The sequence below is a fragment of the Enterobacter sp. BIDMC 27 genome, assembly GCF_000534415.1.
Classification (GTDB): Bacteria; Pseudomonadota; Gammaproteobacteria; order Enterobacterales; family Enterobacteriaceae; genus Enterobacter; species Enterobacter hormaechei_C.
The window spans coordinates 1,455,574-1,481,498 of record NZ_KI973178.1 but is presented as its reverse complement, the minus strand read 5'-3'; the positions used below and the strand labels follow the sequence as shown (position 1 = coordinate 1,481,498).

The following is a 25,925-nucleotide window of genomic DNA, read 5'->3' as shown; positions in this document are numbered from 1 at the left end:
AAGGGTAGTCAATCTGACTGGCTTTGAAGGTAAAGTTGGGTATATACGGAGGGTTCTTAACAAGACGCTGCCAGGCGATGCGCAGACATGGTATAAAAAATGCTCATCAATGGAGTTCCTATGACCGATACCCGCCACATCCGCCAGACCTTTAACCGCGCAGCAGGCCTTGAGCTGCGCAGTACGTGGCAAAGCACCCGGGCATATAAACGTCATTGCCATCCACAGCTCTCCATCGGCGCGATTGTGGAAGGCCAGACCTGCTGCGTAAGTCATGGCAATGCGTACGTTCTTGATCCCGGTGATCTTATCGTGATCCCGGCTTATGCCCCGCACAGCTGCAACCCCGTTGTCGGGAAGCCGCGCAGTTACCATATGCTCTATATCGACACCGATCTTCCCCTGGCGCTACAGGTTATTCGCGATCCCACGCTCTTTAAGCACTTTCTTGCCGTTGTCGGGACGATGTCCTCCGCATCCGTGGAGACCCTGCTTTCTGCCCTTCCCCGTTGCGCGGGTGAGATGAATGCACCTCGCTCAACCAGTCAGCAGGTTCAGCAGGCGTTACTCTCCGACCTTGCCGCACCGCCTTCCCTTGACGAACTCGCCCAACGATTCTCACTGCGCAAGGAGACGCTGATCCGCACTTTCAGGCAGGATACCGGCCTGACGCCGGGCAGTTTCCTCAACATTTCGCGCGTGGAGTACGCCAAAGCGCGGCTGCGCGCGGGGGATGATATCGCCGACGTGGGCTACCAGAGCGGGTTTGCCGACCAGAGTCATTTTCATAAGACCTTCGTGAACTATACCGCCGCCACGCCGCGCCAGTACGCCACGGGCCGATCAATATCAGACAATAATCAGGATACGTAACGTCGTAAGGTGACCTCAGATTTGTCACTGAGGTCGCTATGGAACTGTTATTTCCCTCCGCCTTTCTTGCCCTGGCGCTGGCGCATTTTGTTGCCCTGTTAAGCCCGGGCCCGGATTTCTTCCTGCTGGTAGGCTACGCCGCCCGCTACCGGCTGCGCGGCAGCGCCGGATTGTGTCTCGGCATCGCAGCAGGTAACGGGTTATATATCTTACTGGTAATTATCGGCTGGAGCGCGCTGCGCCAGTTTGGGTGGCTGTTTACGCTTATCGAACTGTCCGGCGCGCTGTACCTGCTGTGGATTGGCTCGCATCTTGTGCGCAGCCGCCCGCAGCCGCTGGCGCTGGAAGAAACCCGCCAGCGCTGCCCTTCTCTGCGTAAGCAGATCCTGCTGGGGCTGGGTTCGGCGCTGTTAAATCCCAAAAACGCGTTGTTCTACCTGGCGCTAATGACAGCGTTACTCGGGCCGGACGTCACACTGCTTCAGCAGGCGACCTGCGGCGTCTGGATGGTGATGGTGGTGCTGGTATGGGATCTGGCGCTGGTATCGCTGATGGGGTTACCGGCGGTTCAGCGAAAGCTCAGCCGTTCGCTCTGGCTGATAGAGCGCACGGGGGGGGTGGTGTTGATGGGGTTTGGTGGGTGGGTGCTGTGGCGGGTAGTGGCAAAAATCCTCTGAGAGAAAAGGCAGCCTGACGCTGCCTGTGTTATTTTTTGTTCTGATCGCGCAGCATCGCCTCGCGCAAAATGGCATTAAGCCGCGTCTGGTAACCTTTCCCTGGCCGTTTAAGCCACTCCATCACGTCGGCGTCAATGCGTACTGATGCCTGAGTTTTGAGCGGTCGATAGAATTTTCCCCGCACGGCACCGGCCCAGCGATCATCCTCCGTGGCCGGTATATCGCTGTAATCAATTTCCCTGTCGGGTTTATCCGCCAGCGCTTTGAGTTCAGCCTCCCGGCGGGCACTCACTTCCGGTGCACTACCGCGTTTATGTTTAACGATGCTCATAACGCCTCCTCTCTTTACGATCCGCTTTACGCGCACTGATGATACGTATGATTTCATCCCCGCTTTCAAAACGTACCGTGTGCGCGACCAGAATGACAATAACACCCTGTACAAGACCAATGGTTTGCCAGCGAAACTCCCCGTTTTCATAACGATCCTGAACAGACAAATGGCAGGGATCGTCAAAAACCAGAACTGCATCTTCAAAACGAATGGCGTGTTTTTGCAGATTGCTTTTCGCCTTATTGCTATCCCATTCATACTCTATAGGCATAGTGTACCCTTCCCTGATTGTATATACAAAAAAGCATATACAAACAGAGCAGTATTTGAACGAAAAAGACAATGTTTTGATTTGATTTCTGAAGGAGCATTCCAGAAAGTGAGATGACTGGCCTCGTGCAGCTTTGCACTTTTCCCCCGTATCCCTCTATCCTTAACCCATGGAAAAACATACCGAACTCAAACGCGCCAAGCTTCTCGCGCTGTCGCTGCTGCTGATTGCCGTCGCAGCGTTTATCACCACCCTGTTCCTGCCGCAAACCTTCTGGGTGCGCGGCGTAAAGGCCATTGCCGAAGCGGCGATGGTCGGCGCGCTGGCGGACTGGTTTGCCGTTGTCGCGCTGTTCCGCCGGGTGCCAATTCCCTTTATCTCGCGCCATACGGCGATTATCCCGCGCAATAAAGACCGCATCGGCGACAATCTCGGCCAGTTCGTGCAGGAAAAGTTTCTCGATACGCAATCCCTTGTCGATCTTATCCGTCGCTACGAGCCCGCACAGATGATTGGGACCTGGTTCAGCCAGCCCGATAACGCCCGGCGCGTGGGGCAGCATCTGGTGCAGGTGATGAGCGGTTTTCTGGAACTTACCGACGATGGGCGCATTCAGCGCCTGCTCAAACGCGCCGTCCACAAGGCTATCGACAAGGTCGATCTAACCGAGACCAGCGCCGTCATGCTGGAAAGCATGACCAAAAACAACCGTCACCAGGTGCTGCTGGACGCCATCATCAACCGCCTGATTACCCTGATTCAGCGGGAAAGCACGCGGGAATTTATTGCCGACCAGATCGTCCACTGGCTTAAGACCGAGCATCCGCGCAAGGCGATGGTGCTGCCCACCGAGTGGCTGGGCGATCAAAGCGCGGAGATGGTGTCGAACGCGGTGAACACGCTGCTGGACGATATCAGCCACGACCGCACGCACCAGATCCGTCAGGCGTTTGACCGCGCCACGATCAAGTTCATCGACAATCTGAAAAACGATCCGGAGATGACGGCGAAAGCCGAGAATATCAAACACTACCTGAAGAATGACGAAGCCTTTAACCGCTATCTGGGGGAAATGTGGGCTGACCTGCGCCAGTGGCTGAAAAATGACATGCAGAGCGATGATTCCCGCGTGAAGCAGCGTATCGCCAACGCCGGGCTGTGGTTTGGCGAAACGCTGACCAACGACGCCAGCCTGCGGGCGTCGCTGAATGAGCATCTGGAGCAGGCCGCGCACCGCGTGGCGCCGGATTTCGCCGCGTTCCTGACGCGCCATATCAGCGACACGGTGAAAAGCTGGGATGCCAAAGACATGTCACGCCAGATAGAACTCAATATCGGTAAAGATCTTCAGTTCATTCGCGTTAACGGTACCCTGGTGGGCGGAACAATTGGCCTGATCCTGTTTCTGCTCTCGCAGTTGCCCGCCGTGCTGGGGCATTAATCTGCTTTTGGCGGCGCGATAACGTAGCGCGTCGCCTCGAAGCGGTTCAGGATCAGGTGCACCAGAAAGACCATCGTCAGCGTGACCACCAGCGCGAAGGTGACGGAGGTGATGCGGTACAGATCGCTGAACACCAGGTCGCTGTCCGGATGCATGTTCTGCCCGAACATAATGCCGATGGTGGTGATACTGGCGAAGCCTACCCCGGCGCCGACCTTCTCCATTACGTGCAGACGCGCGCCAAACGCCAGTCCAAGGCCAATCAGCGGCATCATCAGCAGCATATGGCTGCTGTGATCGTAGAGGATAAGCTGGACGACAAGGATATAGAGACACCCCAGCACCACGCCGACTACGCGCCAGATGGAGCTGATAACCGAGCCGCGATAGTGCATCGGGAACAGGATCAGAATGCCCGCCATCAGCGCCGAAAGCGAATCGCTTAAGTCGCTCATCTGGAACACCACGAAAATCAGCGTCGCCACGGTGCCCGAGAGCAGAGACTCGTGGCGCACGCGGGCGTCATCTTTCTCGATCAGCGGCGGCGGCTTACGCGGCTCCACGTCCGGCAGCAGGTAGTTCATCAGCGCGCTCAGGCACACCGCCATTACGCTCGCTTCGATGTTAGAGAATAAAAGCGTGTGCCAGTTGGTGGTGGGGTAGCTCATAAAGTTGAGCATCACGCTCTGGCAAACCACGCCCATCGAGCCGAACAGGAACAGCGGCCCCTTACTCATAAAGCGAAAACGCATCACGTACAGGGCAAACACCACCAGCGTCATAATGACCGGCCACTGGGACAGATAGCCGATGATAAACACCATTTCGATGCAGTTCAGCGAGGCGCTGAAGATAAACTGCTTCGCCACGTGGCGGTTAAACACCGGCACCAGCGAGAGCAGCATGATCGGATAGACCACAAAAAACACGCCATAGCTGGTGTTGTAGAAACTCGAAATACTGAGCGCAATCATCCCGGCAAAGACGATACGCAGGGTCTGGCGAAAGTCGTTTGCCGTATAGACGATGTTGCCGTGCGGGGTAAATACCCGCGCCAGGGTGCTAATAGACATAGTGAAGCAGGCTAACCAGATGGATTTGCATCCCGGAGAAGAATCGCGCAAACGGCCCTTCGCTATTGTAGAGCTGCACGGTGGCGCGCGCGCCGGTCGGCAGCGACTTCGGTAAGGCTTCGTCCAGCGCCACGTGAATGCGCATACGCTGGGCATCACGCACCCAGCGGTTGGAGGTTTCCGGTTCAGAAAGTTGACCGTTTACGGCCTCCTGTCCGGCGAGGATCCCCGCGTCGCTGCTGGTGACGTGGGCACGGAAAACTTGCCCCGGGAAGGCGTCGAACACCACGGCGGCGTCGGTCCCCTGGTGGGTATGCCGCAGGCTCTTCTCGCGGAAATCCGCCACGATATCGATCCGGGTGTTCACCAGCGCCAGCGCAGCCGAACCGGACGAGGCGTAAAAACCGGGGCTTAATTGCAGGTTACTGACCGTGCCGTCCGCCTCGGCGTAGACCTTCGTCCAGCCAAGATTCAGCTCCGCTTCATCCAGCGCGTTACGGTATTTTTGCAGCGTCACGTTGTGGTGCTCGTCCTGCTCGCCGCGCTGAATGCGCAGGTTATGAATATTCGCCTGAATCGAGCTGACGGACTGCTCGCTGCTCTGCCAGGTGGTACGGACCTTATCCAGATCCGCCTGCGACACGCTCTGCAAGGTACTCAGTTTCTGGTAGCGGTCGAAGGTAACTTTGTCATTACGCGCCGTCAGCACCGCGGTTTTCAGGCTGGCCTGCGCCGCGGCAATCTGCGCGTCCAGCTGATCGTTAGACAGACGCGCCTGTTCCAGCGCAATCTGCGCCGCTTCGACCTTATTGCGAAACGGCGTGGCGTCGAGTTCAAACAGCAGATCGCCTCTCTTAACCTGGCTATTGTTGTGGACATGTACCGCCGCCACATACCCGGAGACGCGGGCAGACACCGGGGTCACCACGCGCATCACGGTGGAGTCCGGCGTCAGCGGGATCCAGATATCCGCGACGATAAAGTAGACAAACATCAGCAGGAAAGAGGCAATACTCACCCTTACCCAGCGGGCAAACTTTTGTTCAGGAGTCATTATTTTTCGGTCTTATTATCTTCTTCGCGGATTGTCCGCAAATTGCAGGCGATTTGATTGAGTGTGGCGCTGAAAATATCGAGATGTTCCGGCGCGATGTTTTGCGATACGCGCGCCTGATACGTCTCAATCACCTGAGAGAGCCTTTCAAGAATGGCTTTTCCCTCAGGCGTCAGCGTCAGCAGCCGGATACGCTTGTCATACGGCGAGACGGTGCGCAGCAGGTAGCCCTGCTTTTCCAGCTGTGTCAGCGTACGCATTAGCGGAGGCAGTTCAATCCCCTGCACTTCCGCCAGCTCGCTGACCGAGACGTTATCCCCAAGTTGATGAAGCTGCATCATCACCGTCCAGCTCGACTGGGTTAACCCGGTGTCGAGAATGGCGTCGTCGATGACTGCGCGCCACTGACGCACGATCATCGCCATCCGCATGCCCATCGGCCTGCGGCTAAACAGATCTTCTTCACTCATGGGGAATCCTCTCGTAGTACGCCATTACGATAATAGTTATCAGGATAAGTATCAAGAAACGAGAAGTTAAAGCGCAGGAATTGCGAAACGATGTTCTCCCTCTCCCTATGGGAGAGGGTCGGGGTGAGGGCATCAGCCCGCAACGGCGTTTAGCGGCTAAAATGCTTCCTGACGGCACTTTTCCCCGAAGCCGTCACCACCACCTCCCTGTACCCCGCCACCCGCTGGATCCAGCCTTTGCTTTCCAGATAAATCAACAGCGCAGCGCCCGCCTCACCGCCAAGATGAAACCGCCGCTCGCTCCAGTCCAGGCAGGCGCAGCACGCCTTGCGACGGGTATTGGGATTTAACGGAATACCAAGCTTCAGAAACTGCTCGCGGCCATGTAGCGTGAGCGCTGAACCGTCTGCCTCAAGCCAGCCTTCCGCCTGCATGAATTCATAGATATGCACCGCCACCGTTCCGGCAAGATGGTCGTAGCAGGTTCGTGCTTCGCGCAGGGCTTTTGGCGCGGAGGTTTCCGGCGGCGTGATGCGGCTCCAGGAGAGCCCCATCATCTGCTCGACAAGCGCCGCCACGTCGTGTCCCGCCAGGCGATAGTAGCGATGCCGCCCCTGAGACAGGCAGGTAATCAACTTTCCCTCCACCAGCCGCGCGAGATGCCCACTGGCGGTCGACGGCGCAACGTCTGCCGCCACGCTCAGCTCTGTAGCCGTCCACGCCCGCCCGTCCATCAGAGCACAGAGCATCTTCACGCGCGACGGATCGGCCATTGCAGCCGCTACAGCGGCAATGGCCTTTTCCAGCGCCGCCGCAATTTCACCCAGCTCGCCGGGCCTGTTGTCGAAAATCACATGAACGTCATACATGCGCGTGCCCTCCCGTTTCGGAGCTGTACTCCCGCATCAGCTGCGCCACGCGAATACGGTAGAAAGAAAAAATCGACGCCCGGCCTTCGGCCTGCGCGGCCTGATGGAAGACATTCTGCTTCCAGCGGCGGACGGCCTCTTCATCCCGCCACCAGGAAAGGGACAGGATTTTGCCGTCGGTCGTCAGGCTCTGGAACCGTTCGATATCAATAAAGCCGTCGATATCGGCCAGCAAAGGCTTAAGCTCTGCGGCAAGTTGAAGATAGCGCGCCTGATGCGCCGGTGCAGCTTTAGCTTCGAAAAGGACTGCGATCATGAAGGTCTCTCCGTTGTGATGATATGGAGAGAATGCGGGACTAATGGTGTGGATGCTTCGGTATGGAGCGAAGTGTTTGCCGGATGGCGCTGCGCTTATCCGGCCTACGGTGTTTTGTAGGCCCGGTAAGCGTAGCGCCACCGGGCAGGGTTTAACCCACAATCGACCTCGGCTCCATAAACGCCCGAATCCCCCACTCGCCATCGTCACGTCCCGCCAGGCTTACGGGCGCTGGTGGCGATAATCCGCGAGCGCGGGATTACTCCAGGTTAGCCTTGTTCAGCCCATATGCCGCATCCAGCGAGCCCGGCTCCATGCGGGAGGTAATGCCCAGGCGGTTCCAGGCGTTGATCGCTACGATGGCGAAGTTCAGCTCTGAAATTTCCACGTCCGAGAAATGCTCCGCCACGCTGCGGTACAGCGCGTCGCTCACGCCGTGAACGCCAATCTGGGTCAGCGCTTCGGTGAAGGCCAGCGCGGCTTTCTCGCGGGCGCTGAACAGCGGCGACTCCCGCCACGCCGCCAGATGGTACAGGCGCAGCTCGCGCTCGCCGGCAATTTTGGCCTCTTTCGAATGCATATCCAGGCAGAAGGTACAGCCGTTCAGCTGCGAGACGCGAATGTCGATCAGGTGCTTCAGCGCCGGATCAATGGAGGTTTTCGCCACTTCCATGCTCAGGGCGGAAAGCGCGTTGGCGAGTGCAGGTGTGGCTTTGTGGTGGTTTACGCGGGTGCTCATTGTCTTTCCTCTTTTTTGTGCGGTTTTTATCATGCGATGAGGCAAATCTACGCCGTTAATGACATAGTAAAAAGACACAAAAAACCTGAAATGAGGTAGGACATGAAGCCGGGCTATCACGACATTTATACCCGCTATCGCGATAACATCACGCGCGGCGTACTGAAGCCCGGCGACAAAGTGCCTGCCATCCGCGTGCTGGCTGAAGAGCTTAAGGTGGCGCGAAAAACCGTTGAAACAGCCTATGCCATTCTGACGGGGGAAGGATATCTGGTAAGCCAGGGCGCGCGCGGCACGCGGGTGAATCCGGATCTTCTGCTGCCCGCGCAAAACGCTCCGGCAGAACAAGCGACCGGCACGCTGCCGGCGTCGTTGATTAGCCAGCGCGAACGGGCCGGTTTTCTGCGCCCCGGCATTCCCGCGCTCGACAGCTTCCCCTATAAAAAATGGCTGCTGCTGGCAGGCCAGGCGACGCGCGCCATGCGTCAGGATGAAATGCTCAACCCGCCGGTGCTGGGCTGGTATCCGCTGCGCGAGGCAATTGCCCGCTATCTCAATATCTCGCGCGGGTTGTCCTGCACCGCAGAACAGGTGCTGATCACCAGCGGCTACAGCGGCAGCCTGCGCCTGATCCTCGACACGCTCGCCAGCCGCAGCGATAAGGTGGTATTTGAGGATCCGGGCTACTTTATGGGCCAGCAGTTGCTCAAGCGCATTGTGCCCCGCCTGCACACCGTGCCGGTCGATCGCGCAGGGATGGATACGGACTACCTGCTGCGTAATCACCACGATGCCCGCTTCGCCATCGTTACCCCGTCGCACCAGAGCCCGCTGGCGGTGACGCTCTCCCTGCCGCGCAAGCAGCAGCTGCTCGACTGGGCGTCACAAAACGAGGCGTGGATTATCGAAGATGACTATGACGGCGAATTTCACTACACCCGCAAAGTGCTGCCGTCGTTGAAAAGCCTCGACCAGCATGACAGGGTGATCTTTATGGGCACCTTCAGCAAAACCATCATGCCTTCACTGCGCATGGGCTACGTGGTGATGCCCGCCAGCACCGTCGGCGCGTTTACCGACAGCGCGGACATCCTCACCAGCGGCCAGCCGGTCCTGACGCAAAAGATCCTCACAGCCTTTCTCAACGAGGGGCATTTTTTCCGTCATCTGAAAAAGATGCGCGCGCTCTATCAAACCCGCCGCGACTGGATGATTGCCGCCCTGCGTGAGGTCTATGGTGATCTGTTCTTCACCGAGCAAAACGACGGTGGAATGCATATTGTCGCGTTCCTCGCAAAGGGAAGCGCTGACCGGGAGATCGCCCGCTGCTGGCAGGAACAGCAATTGCAGGTTAATGCGCTTTCGGCGTGGTATCGCGGGTCGGGCAAACGCTACGGGCTGGTGATGGGCTATAACAACGTGCGGTCATATCAGGAGGCGGTTGAGCTGCTGGAAAGGCCGAAACGGCAGACGCTTGCGCTGTTGAGCTGAAAACCGCCGGGTGGCGGCTGCGCCTTACCCGGCCTACGGTCTCCTGTAGGCCCGGTAAGCGTAGCGCCACCGGGCAACCCTATGCTCACACATCATATCGCGATAACCCGACGTCCTTGAGCTGCTCGTCGCTCATTTGGCTCAGAATACGGCGGGTACGGTTGATGCGATACCAGTTACGCAGCGTTTTCGCTACCCAGACAAACGCGATAAACGGACGTTTTGAACGATTCTCGTAGAATTCCATAATGCTCTCCTCGCTGTGCCAGTGGAGTTATCATCATGGAAAACGACCAGTACAATACAGATTCAAAAACTGCTTTTGTTTACCATACAGATCCGCTAAAACGGTATCTGCATGGTGGTTTACCCATCAATCTGTACTGGTTTAATGCTCTGTATGGTGAAAAAAAAGGATACAGCATGACGCGCTATCAACATCTGGCCAACCTCCTGGCGGAACGTATCGAACAAGGGCTGTATCGCAGCGGTGAACGTCTGCCGTCGGTACGCACGCTGAGCCAGGAGCACGGCGTGAGCATCAGCACCATACAGCAGACCTACCAGATCCTCGAAAACCGCCAGCTGATTACGCCTCAGCCGCGCTCCGGCTATTTTGTCTCGAAACGCAAAGCCCAGCCGCCCGTCCCGGCGATGACGCGCCCGGTGCAGCGCCCCGTGGACGTCACCCAGTGGGACGAAGTGATGATGCTGCTGGACGCCCGCGCCGACAAAGAGATGATCTCCTTTGGCGGCGGCTCACCGGACATTAACCAACCGAGCCTGAAGCCGCTGTGGCGTGAGATGAGCCGCATTGCGCAGCATAATCCGGGCGAAATGCTGAGCTATGACGTGCTCGACGGGCGCCTGGAGCTACGCGAGCAAATCGCCCGTCTGATGCTGGATGGCGGCTCCACCGTGGCGGCAAACGAGATTGTCATCACCAACGGCTGCCACGGCGCGCTGTCGATCGCTCTGCTCTCGGTGTGCAAGCCGGGTGACATCGTGGCAGTCGAGTCACCATCGTTTCACGGCACCATGCAGATGCTGCGCGGCTTTGACATCAAGGCCATTGAAATTCCCACCGATCCCGAGACCGGGATCAGCATCGAGGCGTTAGAGCTGGCGCTGGAGCAATGGCCGATCAAGGCGGTGATCCTGGTGCCGAACTGCAATAACCCGCTCGGGTTTATCATGCCGGAGTCTCGCAAGAAGCAGGTCTTAGCCCTGGCACAGCGGCACGATATCGTGATTGTTGAGGATGACATTTACGGCGAGCTGGCGGCGGAGTACCCGCGTCCGCGCACCATTCATTCTATGGACATAGATGGCCGTGTGCTCTTATGCAGCTCGTTTACCAAAACCGTGGCGCCGGGCCTGCGCGTCGGCTGGATCGTGCCGGGGCGCTATTACGACCGGGTGATGCACATGAAGTACGCCGCGGGCGGGTTTAACGTGCCGGGCACGCAGATGGCGGTGGCGGCGTTTATTCGCGACGGCCATTACCATCGCCACGTGCGCCGTATGCGTCAGATTTATCAGCAGAATATGGAAACCTATACCTGCTGGGTGCGGCAGTATTTTCCGGCAGAGATATGCGTCACCCGCCCGCAGGGAAGCTTCCTGCTGTGGGTTGAGCTGCCGGAGACGGTCGATATGGTGTGCGTCAGCAAGCAGCTGTGCCGTCTGAAGATCCAGGCTGCGGCCGGGTCGCTGTTTTCTGCCTCCGGGAAGTACCGCAACTGCCTGCGGATCAACGTGGCGTTGCCGCCGACGGAGAAGAACCGCGAAGCGCTGAGGAAGATGGGCGAGGCAATTGTGATTGCGATGGAGGAGTAGTGCGGCCTGTTGCCCTCACCCCAACCCTCTCCCACAGGGAGAGGGTGGAAACCGCCACCGGGCAATGGTCAACGACTCAGAACTTCCACGAAACGCTGCCCACAATGCTGCGTTCTGCACCGAAGTAGCAGTAAGAGAGTGAGTTACACGCCGCGACGTAGCTTCTGTCCGTCAGGTTATTGACGTTCAACTGCGCGCTCACGCCCGTGAGCCCCACTTTTGACAGGTCATACCCCACGGTCATATCCACCAGCGTGTACGACGGAAGCGTATGGGTGTTCTGGCGATCGCTGGCGATCCCGTTGACATAGCGCACGCCGGAGCCGACGGTCAGGCCGTCCAGAGGGCCGGTTTTGACGTCGTAGCTCAGCCAGGCGCTGGCCATGTTACGCGGGGCATAAACGGCGCGCTTGCCCTCCTCTTCCGGGCTGCTCTTCTTGTAGCGAATATCCGTGTAGGTATACGCCGCCTGCATACGCAGGCTGTCGGTCAGCTGACCAATCGCCTCCAGCTCAACGCCCTCGGATTCGATTTCACCGATGGAACGGTACGGATCGGTCGGCTCCTCTTTAGTGGCAATGTTCTTCTGGTTAATGCGGAACACCGAGGCGCTGAACTGGCTGTTCATCCCCTCCGGCTCATACTTCACACCCGCTTCCCACTGCTTGCCCTTCATCGGATCCAAAATGTTGCCCTGCTCGTCGGCAAAGCTGGTCGGCGTAAAGGCGGTAGAGTAGCTGACGTACGGCGCGACGCCGTTATCAAACAGATACAGCAGCGCCGCGCGGCTGCTGAAGTTGTTTTTATCCAGATCGCTGCGGGTGTGGTTGAAGTTGTCGACGTTCGACACGCTCACCTGGTCGTAACGCCCGCCCAGCGTGAGGCGCCAGCGGTCAATGGACATCTGATCCTGTAGGTAGTAGCCGGTCTGGCGCAGCTTGTGTTTTTCCCTGCTGTACTGGGTGATGTAGTCCGGCTTCGCGCCGTAAACAGGATGGAAAGCGTCAATCGGCGGGAAGCCGCCGTAGTAGCCGGTGACGTTGTTGGCGCGGTCCTGGTAGTCCATGCCGATCAGCACGCGGTGGTTTACCGCCCCGGTATCGAAGCTGCCGTCGACCTGGTTATCCAGGGTGATGGCGTTCATCTTCTCGTCGGAGCCGGAATAGCCGCGGTTCAGCTCGGTGTCATTCAGCCAGCCTGCGGCATACACCTGGTTCAGCTCGACTTTGGTGTGCAGGTAGCGCAGCTTCTGGCGCACGGACCAGCCGCTGTCAAACAGGTGCTCAATGTTATAGCCGACCATGTTTTCCCGACGATCGTACTTGTCGTAATCGTCCTCGCCCTCGAAGAAGGTGTTGGAGATTTTCTTACCGCTGTGCGGTACAACGGTGCCCTCAAATGGCAGGCCGGAGTGGCTGCCGCCTTCCGGATCGCGGTGCAGGTAGGCCATCAGATCCAGACGGGTGTTGTCGGTGATACGCCAGGTCAGGCTCGGCATCAGGGCGTAACGCTCTTCCTTCAGCGGATCGAACTGGGAATCGGCATAGCGGGTCATCCCGCTGAGGCGCACCGCCACGCGGTCGTTATCATCAACCGGGCCAGTGACGTCGAACATCGCCCCACGCTGGTTATTGTTACCGGCGAAGAGCTTGATCTCCCCGCCAGGATCGAACGATGGCTTACGGGAGGTGAGCGCCACAATCCCGCCCGGCGATGAGCGACCATAGAGCACGGAGGCCGGACCGCGCACGACTTCGATACTGTCCAGGAACCACGGGTCAACCACCAGCGAGCTGTGGGAGTTGGTGTCGCCCATCATCTTCAGGCCGTCGAGGTAGACGTTATCCAGGCTGCCGTCCGAGAAGCCGCGCAGCACCATGTAGTCAAAGCGGTTTGACGCCCCGATCTGGTTGCTGTAGACCCCCGGCGTGTAGCTCACGGCCTGACGCACGCTGGTTGCGCCCTGCTCTTCGAACTGCTCGCGAGTGACGATAGAGACCGACTGCGGGGTTTCAATATCCGGTGTTTCAAGCTTGGTGGCCGCAGACTGCATCTGCGAGGTCACCACCACGGTGTCAGTTTTTTGGGCATCCTGCGCCAGTAAAGGAAAAGCAACGCTACCGGTAACCCATCCCACCAGCAGTGCCAGACGCGATTTAGCAAACATAACCCTCTCCAGAGATATTTCTTATTGTTAATAAGAATTATTACCTTTTTGAGAGTGCAAACGGCTATGCGTGCCGCCAGGTTACGTATGCGCGATGCTAAACCACACGGAATGCATTCGCGCGACAGGAGAAATTACGTTAGCGGAGTTTGCGCACGTCCCCCGGTGAAATCCCGTAATGACGACGAAACGCGGTGGCAAAGTTGGTGGCATGCTGATACCCGCACATCCAAGCCGCCTGCTGCACGCTGTGGCCTTCCAGCAGATAGCGGCGCGCCAGCGCAAGGCGACAGTCGCGAAGGTAATCGAAAAGCGTGCAGCCGTAGCGCTGACGGAACTTGCTGCGCAGGCTGCTTGGGCTCATTGCGGCAAGGGCTGCCAGCTGCGCGAGAGTATGATCCCGTTCAGGAGACTGTTCCAGCAGGCTCCGCACGCGTTCAAGACGCGCATGCTCAGGCCGGCGCGGGCAAGGCTGCTGGCGCTGGTTGAGGCCATGGCCGAGCAGCTGATACATCAGCCCCTCCAGCAACAGCTTGCGTGAGAGCACGCTTCCCCCCTGCCGCTGCGCATGCAGAATACCTGACATCACAAACTCGGGAACCTGCCAGACAAACGCGGGTGCATTCAGGCTTTGCCATTCCAGAAGCAATGACTCAAGCAGGGCTTCACGTCCGGCATCGTGCGGGTAGACGCCAAACGAGAGCGTTTTCAGCGTGCTGTCGGCATCGTGACGCGCGCTCATCACCTGATCTTCACTCAGACGTGAGCTGAACGCCATGCCCGGGCGGACGGGATAATTGATACCATTGAGCGTGAGCGTCACGCACCCTTCCAGCACCACCAGCATATAGAGCGGGCTGCTGTGGCGAGAGGTGGTTTCATAGGGCTGTAATACACGTACGTCGGAGTGGGTCAGCGAAATGCCGGACGAGAGCATCATCTCTTCAACATTCCCCTGCAACACGGGGCTACCGCTGACCTGCGCCTCTTTTAACTGGGGGAAACGGTAGTCGATGCCGTAGCGCTCGCCGAATACCTGAAAATCTTCAACAAAAAATATGCGTTTCGCTGATCTATTTTCACTCTGGAGCATCATTCGGGGCCTGCATCGGGGAAAGGACAGGCAAAACAGTATCATCCATTTGTAATGGCAGCAATCACCGGGCGCAGACACTATTACGCTCCGGACGAAGCCGGAGCGAAGGCATATATTTCCTTGTGAGAAATATATTTATGCTTCCTGCCACTCAGCAAAAACCTCTTTATGGTTTTTGGTCAGGACAACTTTATTATCTTCGACCTTATCAACCCAGCCGAGAGGAATAAAGTGGTGTTTGCCGCCCGATTCCGGATCGCTCTTCGCAAGCTTGATACGCTCACCATCAAGATGGTCCACAACCCCGACGTGCGTTCCGCAGCTGGCGACAACCTGAGTGTGATCCTTAATTGCGCTTTTATCTACCATAATTATTCTCCTGTTTCGGTTATTTGCCTGTTGCACGAAATTAACTGTAGCGCATAAATTCAGGCTTAAACGTCTTATTAGCATTTTGAAACATCATTGACAGAACCGAATATTAAGTCTACTTAACGCCGAAATGAAAAAATAAGAATGAGATGAATTATTACCGACTGATTATTTCCCGTTCATAATTAAATTATCGCAACCAACGAGGAGGTATTTATGACGATTCGCAATAATCGGGCAGAAATTTCACTGGCTCTTGGTGAAGCGGTTTTAGACATCGTGCAAAAAGGCCATGAAGTATCGCGAGAAAATCTTGCCCGGGCGATGAAAATCAAAGCGGAGAAAGAGCGCGACGATGAGCGGCTTCTTAACTACTGGAAGGCCTGTAATATGCTGGTCTGAACCTGGCGGCGTTTAGCCTGACTAAACGCCGCCTGCTGTTACTCGTCGAAGAACCAGTAGCCCTGGTTAATCAAACCGGTCAGCTCTTCCACAAACGCCGGATTATTCAGCGCATCGCCCAGCTCAGCCTGGCCGAGCTCGGTGAAGCGGCACAGCGCGTCCGCCCCGTTCACATCCGCCGTTTCCAGCTGTTCGCTGTTGATAAAGACGCTGCCGTTGATGTTCAGCACGCGCAGCCCGCTCAGGCGGGAGAGCGTTTCGCCCCCTTGCAGCGCGTCGAGCACCTCTTCTGCGGAATACGGCGGCTCGGCGGCGGCAATATCCAGCTCGTGACGCGGCGTGGAGACGAAGCTGCCAAACCATTTCGTAAAATCATCTGGCTTGCTAATCATGTCGATCATCATCTGGCGAATGCGATCGAGCTCGTACTGCTCCACGCGGCCAGGGTGTTCGCGGCAGGTCAGATCCGGATCGCTGTAATGTTCGCCGCCCAGATCGTTCTCCAGCGCGTAGTCGGCAAAGCTGCTGATCAGATCGCGACCGTTCGGCCCGCGGAAACCGACAGAGTAGTTGAGCGCGGTTTCATGGGTGAAGCCGTCATGCGGGAATCCAGGCGGAATGTAAAGGATATCGCCCGGCGCCAGATCTTCGTCGATGATCGGCTCAAACGGATCGACATGCAGCAGGGCCGGATGCGGACAGAACTGACGCATCGGCAGCTTGTCCCCCACGCGCCAGCGGCGGCTGCCCATCCCCTGGATAATAAACACATCATACTGATCGATATGCGGCCCAACGCCGCCACCCGGGACGGAGAAGGAGATCATCAGGTCATCAAGACGCCAGTCCGGCAGGACGCGGAACGGACGCACCAGCTCTGCTGCGGGCATATGCCAGTGGTTCACCGCCTGCGCCAGCAGGGACCAGCCGGTTTCACCGAGGTTATCGAAATGCTCAAACGGGCCATTGCTCGCCTGCCACTTGCCGTTAGCATGGCTTACCAGGCGGCTATCAACTTCCGGCTCCATCGCCAGACCCGCCAGTTCATCAGGGGTAATGGGGTCGACAAAATTCGGGAAGGCATTTTTCAGCACAACGGGTTGTTTTTGCCAGTATTTTTCAAGAAATTCCGGCCAGTTCAGGTTCAGTTGATACGCCATGGATAGCACCAGTGAGAGGGGAGACAGGCGCGATTATAGAAGAGACAGCGAGGGGGGAACTTGTCATGGGTCAATCGAGCGCGCGTAGGTCGGGTAAGGCGAAGCCGTCACCCGACGCACACGCGGGCTTAAACTTAATCCAGGTTCAGCTCGTCATAATGGGTGATCAGTTTACCCACGATGCCGTAGTCCAGCGCTTCCGCCGGTGACATCCAGAAGTTACGGTCGGTGTCTTTCTTCACTTTCTCCAGCGGCTGGCCGGTGGCGTCAGCAATCAGCTTGTTCACGCGCTCCAGCATGCGGATGATCTCGCGCGCTTCGATTTCGATATCCGTTGCCTGACCGCGCACGCCGCCCAGCGGCTGGTGGATCATAAAGCGGGTATTCGGCAGAGCGTAGCGGTGCTCTTTTTTCGCCGCCAGGAAGATGGTGATCCCGGCGCTCGCCACCCAGCCGGTGCCGATCACATGCACTTCCGGACGGATAAACTTAATGAAGTCGTGGATGGTGTCGCCCGCTTCTACGTGGCCGCCCTGACTGTTGATGTACAGCTTGATCGGATCGTTGCTGACGCTTTGCAGCAGGATCATCTGAGTGATGACCTTCTGGGCCAGCTCCTGGTTAATCTCTCCGGAGATGACAATCGAACGGGATTCCAGCAGTTTTTGCTGTAGAGCGCCCGCGCCGTTTGTTCCTTCCGCTTTTTCCTTGTCGCTTTCTTTCAGTGTGTAGTGCATTGTTGTTTCCTCAGCTTGTCGCGCTCAAAACCAGAGTGTAGCCTGTTTTACCGGTGAAAGTCCTCACAGACAAATAACGAGGGATCTTATGAATATTGCACATGTCGCACTCTGGACCCGCAGCCTGGACGCGCAGGTTCAGTTCTGGGAAACGGTGTTTGGCGGCCGCAGTAATGACCGCTACGTCAGCAAAAATCGTCCGGGGTTTAAATCCCACTTTATTACCCTGGATGACGGGCCGACCATCGAGCTGATGACGCTGCCGGGCCTGCCCAGTGCACCTTCGCACCCGGAATTTGTCGGCTGGGCGCATATCGCCATCAACGTCGGCAGCAAAGCGCAGGTGGACAGTATGGCAGCGCAGGCGCAGGCAAGCGGCTCCCTGCTCAGCGCCCCGCGTATGACCGGGGACGGTTTCTATGAAGCGGTGATTGCGGACCCGGACGGCAACCGTATTGAGCTTGTCGGTGCATAAAAACAGCGTTTCGTTCCTTCATCGCCTCCGCTCCAGCTCGCTATACTTCATATGGTTATCATATTGCTAAATGATAATGATATTTAATGTGTTAAGATGAAAGTCAGCATAAACAGTCTCTTACGTAGCCATAGTGACTGTTTACATCCTCGACATTTAAATCAACACCGGGGCGGTGAATGGAACACATTGTTTATGTGGTTGATGACGATGACACAGTCAGGCAGTCCGTTGTCAGGCTGCTGGAATCTGCGGATATATATGCCCTTGGCTTTTCCTCAGCAGAAGCCTTTCTCAGCCATCCCTTTGAGGATCTGCCCTCCTGCGTGATCCTCGATATGCAAATGCCCACGATAACCGGGTTTGATGTCGCAGATGCGCTGAAAGACAGCGGGCGGGAAATACCGATCATCTTTCTCACCGGCCACGGCACCATCCCTATGTCCGTCCGGGCGATCAAAGGCGGGGCCTACGAATTTCTCACTAAGCCCGTTGAATCCAGCGCGCTCATCGGCTCCATCGAATCCGCGCTCAGGCTGGCACAGCACAACGCCGCCCGCGTCAAAGAGCACTACGCCCTGAAACAGCGCCATCTGTCCCTCACGCCGCGCGAGCATGAGGTGCTTGAGCTGGCCGTCAGCGGCAAGCTCAACAAGCAGATCGCCGCCGAGCTGGGCGTCAGTGAGATTACGGTTAAAGTGCACCGCCGCCGGGTGATGGAGAAAATGCAGGTCCGCTCCGTGGCTGAACTGGTCAGGGCCGTCGAGCGCCTGACCAAACATCAGCCAGCGGAATAACCGTTACATCTCCTGTCCGGCAAGCGGCAACGCGAAGGTAAACACCGTGCCGTACGGCTCTCTGCGGCGCGCGCTCAGTTTCCCCCGGTGCCGTTCAATGATGCTGGCGCTGATGGTCAGCCCCATGCCCATTCCCTGCGCTTTGGTCGAATAGAACGAGTCAAAGATCCGCTCGGTGAGCTCCGGCTCAATGCCGCTGCCGGTATCGGCGATCTCGAAGATCACCTTCCCCTCAGCGCAGTTCGCGGTGGCGATCGTGATGCTGCACGGGCGATCCGTCACTTCCGCCATCGCTTCCATCGCATTCATCACCAGGTTAAGCAACACCTGCTGGATCTGCACGCTGTCGCCGATGATAAAGCTGTCGTCAGCGTTCAGAAGATAATCAACGCTTATGTGTCGCAGCTCAAGTTCGCTGCGGGAAAGCATAATGATGTGGTGGATCAGGAAGTGCAGATCGATTCGCGTAAACGTGGGGTCCTGTTTGCGCGTCAGAGACTGAATGCTGCGGATGATCTCCCCTGCCCGCTCGCCCTCGGCGGCGATCTCCTCCAGCCCCTCGCGCACTTTTTCCAGCCGCGCCGGATCGCGGTTGAGCCAGCGCAGGCTCGCGCCGGCGTTCGAGACAATCGACATCAGCGGCTGGTTGATCTCGTGCGCGATCGAGGAGGTCAGTTGCCCGACGGTAGTGGCTCGTGAGACCCGCGCCAGATCCGCCTGCGCCACCCGCATCGCATCCTCCGCCGCCCGCTGGCTGGTGATGTCGGTAATGATGCCGTAATACTCATTCACCTCGCTGCCCACCCCCACCGGATCGCCAATCCCGAGGAGGTAACGAACGGAGCCGTCGGTGCGGATGATGCGAAACTCCGCGCGCATCGACAGCCCGTCACGCACGCTCTGATTAACGAGGGTGCTGATCCGGCCATAATCATCCTCATGCACGAAGGTCAAAAACTCCGCCATTGAGATCATCTTTTGCTGTTCCGGCAGGCCAAGGATACGGGCGTACTCTTCGGACATAAACATCAGATCCTGCACCAGTTCCCAGCGCCAGCTGCCGGTATGGCTGATCTGCTCGCCCAGCATCAGTGAGGTCTGGCTGGCGCGCAGCTCTTTCTCCACCCGTCGGCGCTGGATGTTTTCCGCCAGCAGCTCGGCGTAGAGCCGCGCCGTCTCCAGCGAAACCGCCGCCTGCGCGCCCAGCAGGCTGACCACGCGCGAATGTTCGGCGGTAAACACCTCCGGCATCAGGCGGTTTTCCAGATACAGAATCCCCACCAGCCGCGCCTGTTTGAACATCGGCACGCACATCACGGCGGCGCCGGACGTCACCAGATACGGATCCTGGCTGAACGGGTGGAACTCCTCCGGTTTGCCGGTGCGGATCTCCTGCCCGGTGCGGATCACCGCGGCCAGCACCGACAGCGGCATGTCCGTCGCCATCGGTGACGCTTTCAGGATGCGCACCCGCACGCCGTCGGTACTGGTCCAGGCGCTGGCTTCAATCTCCGGGATGTGATTATCGCTGACGCGCAGCAGCAGGCCACGCTGCGCCCCGGCCCGTTCAAGCAGCAGCGTCATCAGGTTTTCGATTAAACGTTCAAGGTTGATCTCTTCGGATAAGGCGCGTGAGGCTTTGATGACGCTCTGTAAATCGCGGATCACCTCGTTCTGGGCAAACGCCGCCGTGTCATACGCGCGGCTCTGCCCGGAGGCCAGCAGATGGGGGAAATCCTGCTCCAGCTGGCGCACCTTGGCCTGCGCCCCGACGCGCCCCCAGGCGGCAATCGCGCCGCGGAAATGGGCGTCGGAGGCGGTCGGGTAGCCGCAGGCCAGCGAGAAACGCCCGGCCAGCTCGTGCGCCAGGGCATTGATCGGGTTAAACCCGCCCTCCCGCGAGAGTCGCACCGCTTTTTCATACTGCTCCAGCGCGATGCTGTTCATGCCGTCCAGACGGACGATTTCGGCATAAATCAGCGCCTCTTTATCGGCAAACGTGCCCGGATTGATCCGCGCCCAGAGGGCAATTTTGTCGTAATGGTGATGAATACTGCGGCGATAATCCGCCGAAAAGGTTTCCGGCGTGAGCTGGCGGGAGAGCGCCAGCGCGCTGTAAAAATGGTAATCCAGCAGATGAATATGACCCGGCGCGGACCACGCATACCAGCCCGCCATTTCTAAATCCGCCTGTGCGTCGGCGTATTCGCCGCAGGAAAAGTGCGCCATCCCGCGATAGAGCCAGTACCAGAAGAGCATGGTCGAGGTCTGCTCGGGCGCCTGCTCCGGCGGCGCGGGCAGCAGATCGTCAGGCAGCGCCTGGGCGGCGCTCCATGGGCCCGTCACCGGCGTGCGTAAAAACTCCACGTAGCGGCGCTGAATGTGCAGAACGGTTTCAATGTCCTGGTAATCCGTTTTGCGCACAAAGGCCAGACCGCGATCGATGCTGGTCAGCACGCCATCCAGATGATCGCCCCGGGAGAGGAAGTTAATGATCTGATGACAGGCCGCGAAGCAGGCCATCGTCATGTCGCCGTGGGTCACCGCTGAGGTAAAGCAGGCCTTGGCGCACTCGATAGTGTACAACAGCGGCTGGGTCCAGACGCTGAGCTGGTCGAGCGGCAGCAGAGTTTTAGCTTCATAGGCATCATAGCCGTGGCGGTTCACCAGCTCACGAGCCAGCGTGCCGTACTCAAACCCGAGACGGTATTCGGCGTAGCGGTGGCCAATCAGCACGCCAAACCAGGCCATCGCCGTGGTGGAAGCACCGGTTATGCCGTGATCGAGCGTGAGGTGCATCATCCGGCACAGGAGTAAAAAGTGCAGGCGCGGGCAGGTAAAGCTGGCGAAAATACTGGCGCTGTAAAGCAGGTTCATCACCGCTTCGGTCTCTGCGTTCTCCATCAGCTTAAGCTGAGAAAACGGGTTCTGCGGCGCGTCGGCGGTGCGTTGACAGAACTGCTGCCAGGCCTCGTCACATTCGGCATTTTCCGGGTAGCGGCTGATCTGGATCCCGAACACGCCCAGCCAGCATAACGACGCCTCCAGCGCCAGGCGGATCTCCGACTGGCGCATATAAACTTCCGCCAGCAGGTTGGCGGCCAGCGCTTTCTCCGTCAGCCCGCCCGGTGAACCGAGGATCGCATCGCACAGCGCACGCGTGCGCTCCAGGTGTCCGAGCGCAAACTCACAGCCCGCCTCTTCGATATCCAGCATAAAGTCCGAGACCGGGCCCGCATTCCCCAGCGCTCTGGCGGTCTGGATATAGCTTAAGGCGGAAAGGTAATCGCCGGTACGCTTCGCACGCCGCGCGGCCTGAAGGCTCAGCTCCCGGAATCGCTGCCGCTGGGGTGCAGGCTGGATGCAGTCCAGCGCGGCGCTGACGTGGTGAACCGCGCGGAACAGCAGTTCGTTGCCCGCCGTCTGCCGCGCGGCATCCGCCAGCAGGCTGGCGGTGGTCAGGTGCAGATGGCTTTTCTCGCCCTCATCCAGCAGGGCAAAGGCGGCTTCCTGCACCCGATCGTGGGTAAAAGCGTACTCTTTCTCCGTCAGCACAATCAGCTGAGCGGTCACCGCCGGATGAAGCGCGTAGCGGATTTCCGCCGCCGACCGCCCCACCACGCGGCACAGCATCTCCAGCTCGCCCGTGCAGCCGAGGCAGGCGATGCTGCCCAGCAGGCGGCGCGTCTCGTCGGGCATCTCCTTGAGCTGTTCAAGCACCAGCGTCACCACGTTCTCGGTGTAGTGCCGGGCGCGGATGGCCTGGAGATCGTAATGCCATTTCCCCTGATATTTGTTGTGCACCACCAGTCCGTCATCGACGATGCGGCGTAAAAATTCCTGCACGAACAGCGGGTTGCCGCCGGTTTTTTCATGGATCAGCGTGGCAAGATCGGTGGTACCGGTACTGCGGGCATGAAAAATCCCCCCGAGCCAGCGCGCCACGGCCTTCACCGACAGCGGCTGCGGCACGATCGTCGTGGCGTGTTGCGCCGCCTCTGGCAGGCTCGCCAGCGCGGTCTGCAAGGTGGGCTCAGAAAGCGAACTGAGATCGCGGTGCGCCACCACCACCAGCAGCGGGATGGCGCCGCAGGCGCGCAGCAGGTGATCGAGCGTTTGCAGGCTGGCGGCGTCGATCCACTGCACATTATCCAGCAGCAGCACCAGCGGCGCGCCCTGGGTGGCGAAGGTTTTCACCAGCGCCAGCACCATATGGCTGAAGCGCGCCCGCGCGTCGATGGAAAAGGTATCCGCAGAGAAACGCGGTTTGTTCTCTAGGAGTAAATTCAGCTCCGGCACCAGGCTGACGGCCAGCTCCTCGAAGCCTTCCAGCGCGCGCGACAGACGGATTTTCCACGTCGCTACCTCCCCGGCTGGCAGCCCGAGCAGGTGCAGCGTGAGCGTCCGAAACGCCGAACTCAGCACGCCGTAGGGCAGCGTGGGAGAATATTGATCGACCTTGCCCACCGCCAGCAGCACCTTGCGCTGTTGCAGCGATTTCAGCGTGGTGGCGATCACGGAAGATTTGCCGATCCCCGAAGGCCCCCCAATCGTCACCAGTTCCGGCGCACCGCTCTGGCTGACCCGCTCAAACGCGGCGATGACGTCGCTGGCCTGCGGATGCGCAGAGAAAAGCGAATCGGCAAGATGGATCGCCGGAGAGCGATCCTGCTGGCCGGGAATAAAGTCGACGATCTCACCTTCGGCGGTCAGCGTCGCCTGGCAGCGCCTGAGGTCGGCAATCAGCCCGTCGACGGTCTGATAGCGATTCTCCGGATTCTTCTCCAACAGCTTAAGGATAATGGTCGACAGCATGCCGGGTACGTCCGGGCGCACCCGCCCCGGCGCAAGCGGCTCAGAGGCAATGTGGTAATGCGCCCAGTTGGTCTGGTCATCAGCGCTCAGTTCAAACGGCAATCGCCCGGTCAGAAGTTCATAAAGCACGATACCCAGACTGTAGAGATCGCTCCGGCTGTCGACGGCGCGCCGGGTACGCGTGGTGTGTTCCGGTGACATGTAGGCGGGCGTGCCGCCAGACGCGGCAAGCCGGGACTGGGAGAACGCGTCGGAGGTGCCGCAGGAAAGACCGAAGCTGCAAAGACGGCAGGTGGCGTCGTGATGAACGAAGAACGCCCCGGGTTTGATATCGCCGTGGATCAGGTTGTGCAGATGCATCTGGCGCAGGGGACCGCAGATGCGGATCGCCATTTCGATAAAGCGGGCGATCCCGGAAATCGCCTTACCTGCCCGGCACGCCAGCAGTTCAAAGCAGAACGGCGCGTAGACCAGCGCAAAACGTCCGCGGTACTGGGTTGAAGCGACGGGCCGGATAGCCCAGCCGTCATGAAGCCGGTCGCGCAGGGCAAACTCGTTTTTCAGCAGCCGCGTTGCCCGCTCCTCTTCTTCATCGCTGACCGCGGTGGCAATAATAAACGAACCGCCGGACTGGGGATGCCGCCCGTTCATCCAGGAGATGCCGCCCTCCTGCGCCAGCACGGTAAAAATGACATCCTCTTTCAGAACAAAAGCCCGCCCTTCATGGAGACTTCCCCGGGCGGGCCAAAATGCAGGCGACGTATGTTCGTTCATCCGCGATCCTTATTGTCGGCGGGTCAGCTCCCGCTGAATATGATCCAGCAGAATATCGATGTTAATCGGCTTACGCAAAAATGCAGCGGCGCCCAGACTGAGTGCATACCGCTGCATATTTTCATCAGCATGGCCGGAGATAAACAGTATTGGCGGTGGCGGCATGGCCAGCAACCGCAGCTTCTCAAACAGCTCGATGCCGTTCATGCCGCGTAGCTTGATGTCGGTGATCACCAGCGACGCGCCGGACAGGGCGAGAGGGTGGCTCAAAAACACCTCTGCCGAATCGAAGGTATCGGTAGCATACCCTTCCGATTGCAGCAGGTTACTGAGCCCGCTGCGAACAGAGCGTTCGTCATCAATGATGGCAATGCGCCACGGCAGCGTCATGCTGTCTTTCCTCAAACAAATCGTTACGCGTCGCGGCTTTCCTTCGCGGGCGCTGGGGGCGCGGTACCGCTGATCTTCGGTACGCATTCATGACGAAACCAGGCCAGGGTCAACGGTTCGCGGCTCACCAGACGCCGTCCGATGGGGATCAGCTGTTCACCCACCAGCATGCCGAACAGGCCAAGCAGCGCGACGACCGGCGGCGCCGGGGAATGCACGTCGAGCAGGGCGTAAAGTACCCCAGCCGCGACCCCGCACACCAGCGAAATAATCCAGGCCTTCATGATGACGCTCCGGACAGGTGCTGAACGTGGGGAACCGTCACCTGCACGCCCGCGGGATTGTCGCGGGATAAAAGATGACGCATCGCCTGTTCCCCCGCCAGCATCCCCAGCAGGCCAATCAGCGCCAGCGCGGGCGGCGCGGGGGAACGCACCTTCAGCACGGCATACATCAGGCCAATCAACACGCCTGCCGCGAGGGATATCAACCCTGTACTCATTGTGAACTCCAGAGAAAAAGGCAGCGGCGAGCCGGATGAGGGACCAGCCCGCCAGCGGGACTTAGCGTGCCGGAACCGGCGCTAAGGTGCGGTGCTCGCTCTTCTGACGAGACGGCGCTTTGTGCACCATGGTGTAGGCGTAATCCACACCCATTCCGTAGGCGCCGGAGTGCTCGCGCACGATATCCATCACCGCGGTGTAGGTCTCTTTGCGCGCCCAGTCACGCTGCCACTCCAGCATCACCTGCTGCCAGGTCACCGGGATCACGCCCGCCTGGATCATGCGCTGCATCGCGAAGTCGTGGGCTTCTTTGGAGGTGCCGCCGGAGGCGTCTGCCACCATATAAATTTCGTAGTCGCCTTCCAGCATCGCGCACAGGGCAAAGCTGTTATTGCACACTTCGGTCCACAGGCCCGCGACAACCACCTTCTTCTTGCCGTTGGTCTTCAGCGCGTCGCGCACCTTCTGGTCGTCCCAGGAGTTCATGGAGGTACGCTCCAGAATGTCCTGGCCCGGGAACACGTCCAGCAGCTCCGGATAGGTATTGCCGGAGAAGCTTTCGGTCTCAACGGTGGTGATGATGGTTGGGATGTTGAACACCTTAGCCGCTTTCGCCAGCGCCACGGTGTTGTTTTTCAGCACCTGGCGGTCAATAGACTGCACGCCGAACGCCATCTGTGGCTGGTGATCGATGAAGATGATCTGACAGTTGGCAGGGGTTAAGACTTCGAGCTTAGAAGTGGTCATAAGATTATCCAGTGAGGTTAAAGGTTAAAATCGCCGCGAACAG

General features: G+C 58.6%; 26 protein-coding genes and 1 pseudogene. 8 read left to right on the top strand and 19 right to left on the bottom strand.

Annotated elements, in window-relative coordinates; all coding sequences use genetic code 11:
* The first annotated feature begins 120 nt into the window (after window positions 1–120).
* Both L463_RS15505 and L463_RS15510 read left to right on the top strand, forming a co-directional pair.
* The gene (locus L463_RS15505) at window positions 121–873 is read left to right on the top strand and encodes an AraC family transcriptional regulator (protein WP_015572582.1); all 753 of its coding nucleotides are present in this window, start codon (window positions 121–123) and stop codon (window positions 871–873) included.
* A gap of 38 nt (window positions 874–911) precedes the next feature.
* Complete coding sequence (locus L463_RS15510) at window positions 912–1,550, top strand: LysE family translocator (protein WP_032673114.1); 639 nt, start codon at window positions 912–914, stop codon at window positions 1,548–1,550.
* Between the two features lie 28 nt (window positions 1,551–1,578).
* Here the strand turns inward: L463_RS15510 and L463_RS15515 are convergent, their stop codons facing one another.
* Both L463_RS15515 and L463_RS15520 read right to left on the bottom strand, forming a co-directional pair.
* Window positions 1,579–1,881, bottom strand: coding sequence for a BrnA antitoxin family protein (locus L463_RS15515; protein ID WP_017694570.1), 303 nt, complete (start codon window positions 1,879–1,881; stop codon window positions 1,579–1,581).
* Window positions 1,868–2,155: a BrnT family toxin gene (locus L463_RS15520; RefSeq protein WP_015572580.1), complete on the bottom strand. Its 288-nt coding sequence runs from the start codon at window positions 2,153–2,155 to the stop codon at window positions 1,868–1,870. The genes L463_RS15515 and L463_RS15520 overlap by 14 nt, the downstream gene beginning before the upstream one ends.
* Window positions 2,156–2,324: 169 nt before the next feature.
* On the opposite strand from L463_RS15520, the gene L463_RS15525 reads away from it, so the two are divergent.
* Complete coding sequence (locus L463_RS15525) at window positions 2,325–3,596, top strand: DUF445 domain-containing protein (protein ID WP_015572579.1); 1,272 nt, start codon at window positions 2,325–2,327, stop codon at window positions 3,594–3,596.
* Here the strand turns inward: L463_RS15525 and L463_RS15530 are convergent.
* The 6 genes from L463_RS15530 to L463_RS15555 all read right to left on the bottom strand — a co-directional run bounded on the left by L463_RS15530 (window position 3,593) and on the right by L463_RS15555 (window position 8,117).
* Complete coding sequence (locus tag L463_RS15530; RefSeq protein WP_015572578.1) at window positions 3,593–4,669, bottom strand: DUF2955 domain-containing protein; 1,077 nt, start codon at window positions 4,667–4,669, stop codon at window positions 3,593–3,595. The genes L463_RS15525 and L463_RS15530 overlap by 4 nt on opposite strands.
* On the bottom strand, window positions 4,659–5,726 hold the full coding sequence (locus L463_RS15535) for an HlyD family secretion protein (RefSeq protein ID WP_086524236.1): 1,068 nt from the start codon (window positions 5,724–5,726) through the stop codon (window positions 4,659–4,661). The genes L463_RS15530 and L463_RS15535 overlap by 11 nt, the downstream gene beginning before the upstream one ends.
* Entirely contained in the window at window positions 5,723–6,193 is a 471-nt protein-coding gene (locus tag L463_RS15540; RefSeq protein ID WP_015572576.1) for a MarR family winged helix-turn-helix transcriptional regulator, read from the bottom strand. Before L463_RS15540 ends, L463_RS15535 begins: the two co-directional genes overlap by 4 nt.
* A 149-nt stretch (window positions 6,194–6,342) precedes the next feature.
* Window positions 6,343–7,062, bottom strand: a complete 720-nt coding sequence (locus L463_RS15545; RefSeq protein WP_015572575.1) for an ArsR/SmtB family transcription factor — start codon at window positions 7,060–7,062, stop codon at window positions 6,343–6,345.
* Complete coding sequence (locus L463_RS15550) at window positions 7,055–7,378, bottom strand: antibiotic biosynthesis monooxygenase family protein (RefSeq protein WP_015572574.1); 324 nt, start codon at window positions 7,376–7,378, stop codon at window positions 7,055–7,057. The genes L463_RS15545 and L463_RS15550 overlap by 8 nt, the downstream gene beginning before the upstream one ends.
* Before the next feature lie 259 nt (window positions 7,379–7,637).
* Window positions 7,638–8,117 carry a carboxymuconolactone decarboxylase family protein gene (locus L463_RS15555; RefSeq protein ID WP_010427243.1) on the bottom strand — a complete coding sequence of 160 codons (480 nt, stop codon included), beginning with the start codon at window positions 8,115–8,117 and terminating at the stop codon, window positions 7,638–7,640.
* A 102-nt stretch (window positions 8,118–8,219) separates the two neighbouring features.
* Between L463_RS15555 and L463_RS15560 the strand changes: the two genes are divergently transcribed.
* The gene (locus L463_RS15560; protein WP_017694575.1) at window positions 8,220–9,608 is read left to right on the top strand and encodes a MocR-like pyridoxine biosynthesis transcription factor PdxR; all 1,389 of its coding nucleotides are present in this window, start codon (window positions 8,220–8,222) and stop codon (window positions 9,606–9,608) included.
* Between the two features lie 85 nt (window positions 9,609–9,693).
* Here the strand turns inward: L463_RS15560 and L463_RS15565 are convergent, their stop codons facing one another.
* On the bottom strand, window positions 9,694–9,855 hold the full coding sequence (locus tag L463_RS15565; protein WP_003863073.1) for a DUF1127 domain-containing protein: 162 nt from the start codon (window positions 9,853–9,855) through the stop codon (window positions 9,694–9,696).
* A gap of 176 nt (window positions 9,856–10,031) precedes the next feature.
* Between L463_RS15565 and L463_RS15570 the strand changes: the two genes are divergently transcribed.
* Entirely contained in the window at window positions 10,032–11,447 is a 1,416-nt protein-coding gene (locus L463_RS15570; RefSeq protein ID WP_032673332.1) for an aminotransferase-like domain-containing protein, read from the top strand.
* A gap of 76 nt (window positions 11,448–11,523) precedes the next feature.
* Here L463_RS15570 and foxA read toward each other — a convergent pair whose 3' ends face one another.
* The 3 genes from foxA to L463_RS15585 form a co-directional block, all read right to left on the bottom strand.
* Window positions 11,524–13,632, bottom strand: a complete 2,109-nt coding sequence (gene foxA, locus L463_RS15575) for a ferrioxamine B receptor FoxA (RefSeq protein ID WP_108454221.1) — start codon at window positions 13,630–13,632, stop codon at window positions 11,524–11,526.
* A 121-nt stretch (window positions 13,633–13,753) separates the two neighbouring features.
* Window positions 13,754–14,710, bottom strand: a complete 957-nt coding sequence (locus L463_RS15580; protein ID WP_017694577.1) for a helix-turn-helix domain-containing protein — start codon at window positions 14,708–14,710, stop codon at window positions 13,754–13,756.
* 135 nt (window positions 14,711–14,845) lie between these two features.
* Window positions 14,846–15,079 (bottom strand): DUF2171 domain-containing protein, encoded by a 234-nt coding sequence (locus L463_RS15585; RefSeq protein WP_003863067.1) that lies wholly within the window; start codon window positions 15,077–15,079, stop codon window positions 14,846–14,848.
* Window positions 15,080–15,298: 219 nt separating this feature from the next.
* On the opposite strand from L463_RS15585, the gene L463_RS15590 reads away from it, so the two are divergent.
* A complete protein-coding gene (locus L463_RS15590; RefSeq protein ID WP_015572568.1) occupies window positions 15,299–15,484 on the top strand; it encodes a hypothetical protein in 186 nt (61 codons plus the stop codon).
* Between the two features lie 38 nt (window positions 15,485–15,522).
* Here L463_RS15590 and L463_RS15595 read toward each other — a convergent pair whose 3' ends face one another.
* Together L463_RS15595 and L463_RS15600 are read right to left on the bottom strand one after the other, a co-directional pair.
* The gene (locus L463_RS15595) at window positions 15,523–16,644 is read right to left on the bottom strand and encodes a ribosomal protein uL16 3-hydroxylase (RefSeq protein ID WP_015572567.1); all 1,122 of its coding nucleotides are present in this window, start codon (window positions 16,642–16,644) and stop codon (window positions 15,523–15,525) included.
* 134 nt (window positions 16,645–16,778) lie between these two features.
* Window positions 16,779–17,384 (bottom strand): annotated as a pseudogene (locus L463_RS15600) (ATP-dependent Clp protease proteolytic subunit); the annotation flags it as partial.
* A gap of 85 nt (window positions 17,385–17,469) precedes the next feature.
* Here L463_RS15600 and L463_RS15605 point away from each other — a divergent pair.
* Together L463_RS15605 and L463_RS15610 are read left to right on the top strand one after the other, a co-directional pair.
* Window positions 17,470–17,856 (top strand): VOC family protein, encoded by a 387-nt coding sequence (locus L463_RS15605; RefSeq protein WP_017383871.1) that lies wholly within the window; start codon window positions 17,470–17,472, stop codon window positions 17,854–17,856.
* A gap of 179 nt (window positions 17,857–18,035) precedes the next feature.
* Window positions 18,036–18,653: a response regulator transcription factor gene (locus L463_RS15610; RefSeq protein ID WP_032104365.1), complete on the top strand. Its 618-nt coding sequence runs from the start codon at window positions 18,036–18,038 to the stop codon at window positions 18,651–18,653.
* A gap of 3 nt (window positions 18,654–18,656) precedes the next feature.
* Here L463_RS15610 and L463_RS15615 read toward each other — a convergent pair whose 3' ends face one another.
* The 5 genes from L463_RS15615 to L463_RS15635 form a co-directional block, all read right to left on the bottom strand.
* Window positions 18,657–24,242, bottom strand: a complete 5,586-nt coding sequence (locus tag L463_RS15615) for a trifunctional serine/threonine-protein kinase/ATP-binding protein/sensor histidine kinase (protein ID WP_032104363.1) — start codon at window positions 24,240–24,242, stop codon at window positions 18,657–18,659.
* A 9-nt stretch (window positions 24,243–24,251) separates the two neighbouring features.
* Window positions 24,252–24,632 carry a response regulator transcription factor gene (locus L463_RS15620; RefSeq protein WP_023295862.1) on the bottom strand — a complete coding sequence of 127 codons (381 nt, stop codon included), beginning with the start codon at window positions 24,630–24,632 and terminating at the stop codon, window positions 24,252–24,254.
* Window positions 24,633–24,655: 23 nt separating this feature from the next.
* Entirely contained in the window at window positions 24,656–24,916 is a 261-nt protein-coding gene (locus tag L463_RS15625; protein ID WP_003863056.1) for a XapX domain-containing protein, read from the bottom strand.
* On the bottom strand, window positions 24,913–25,134 hold the full coding sequence (locus L463_RS15630; protein WP_017383875.1) for a DUF1427 family protein: 222 nt from the start codon (window positions 25,132–25,134) through the stop codon (window positions 24,913–24,915). Before L463_RS15630 ends, L463_RS15625 begins: the two co-directional genes overlap by 4 nt.
* 61 nt (window positions 25,135–25,195) lie before the next feature.
* Entirely contained in the window at window positions 25,196–25,882 is a 687-nt protein-coding gene (locus tag L463_RS15635) for a hydrolase (protein WP_015572562.1), read from the bottom strand.
* Between the last annotated feature and the right edge of the window lie 43 nt (window positions 25,883–25,925).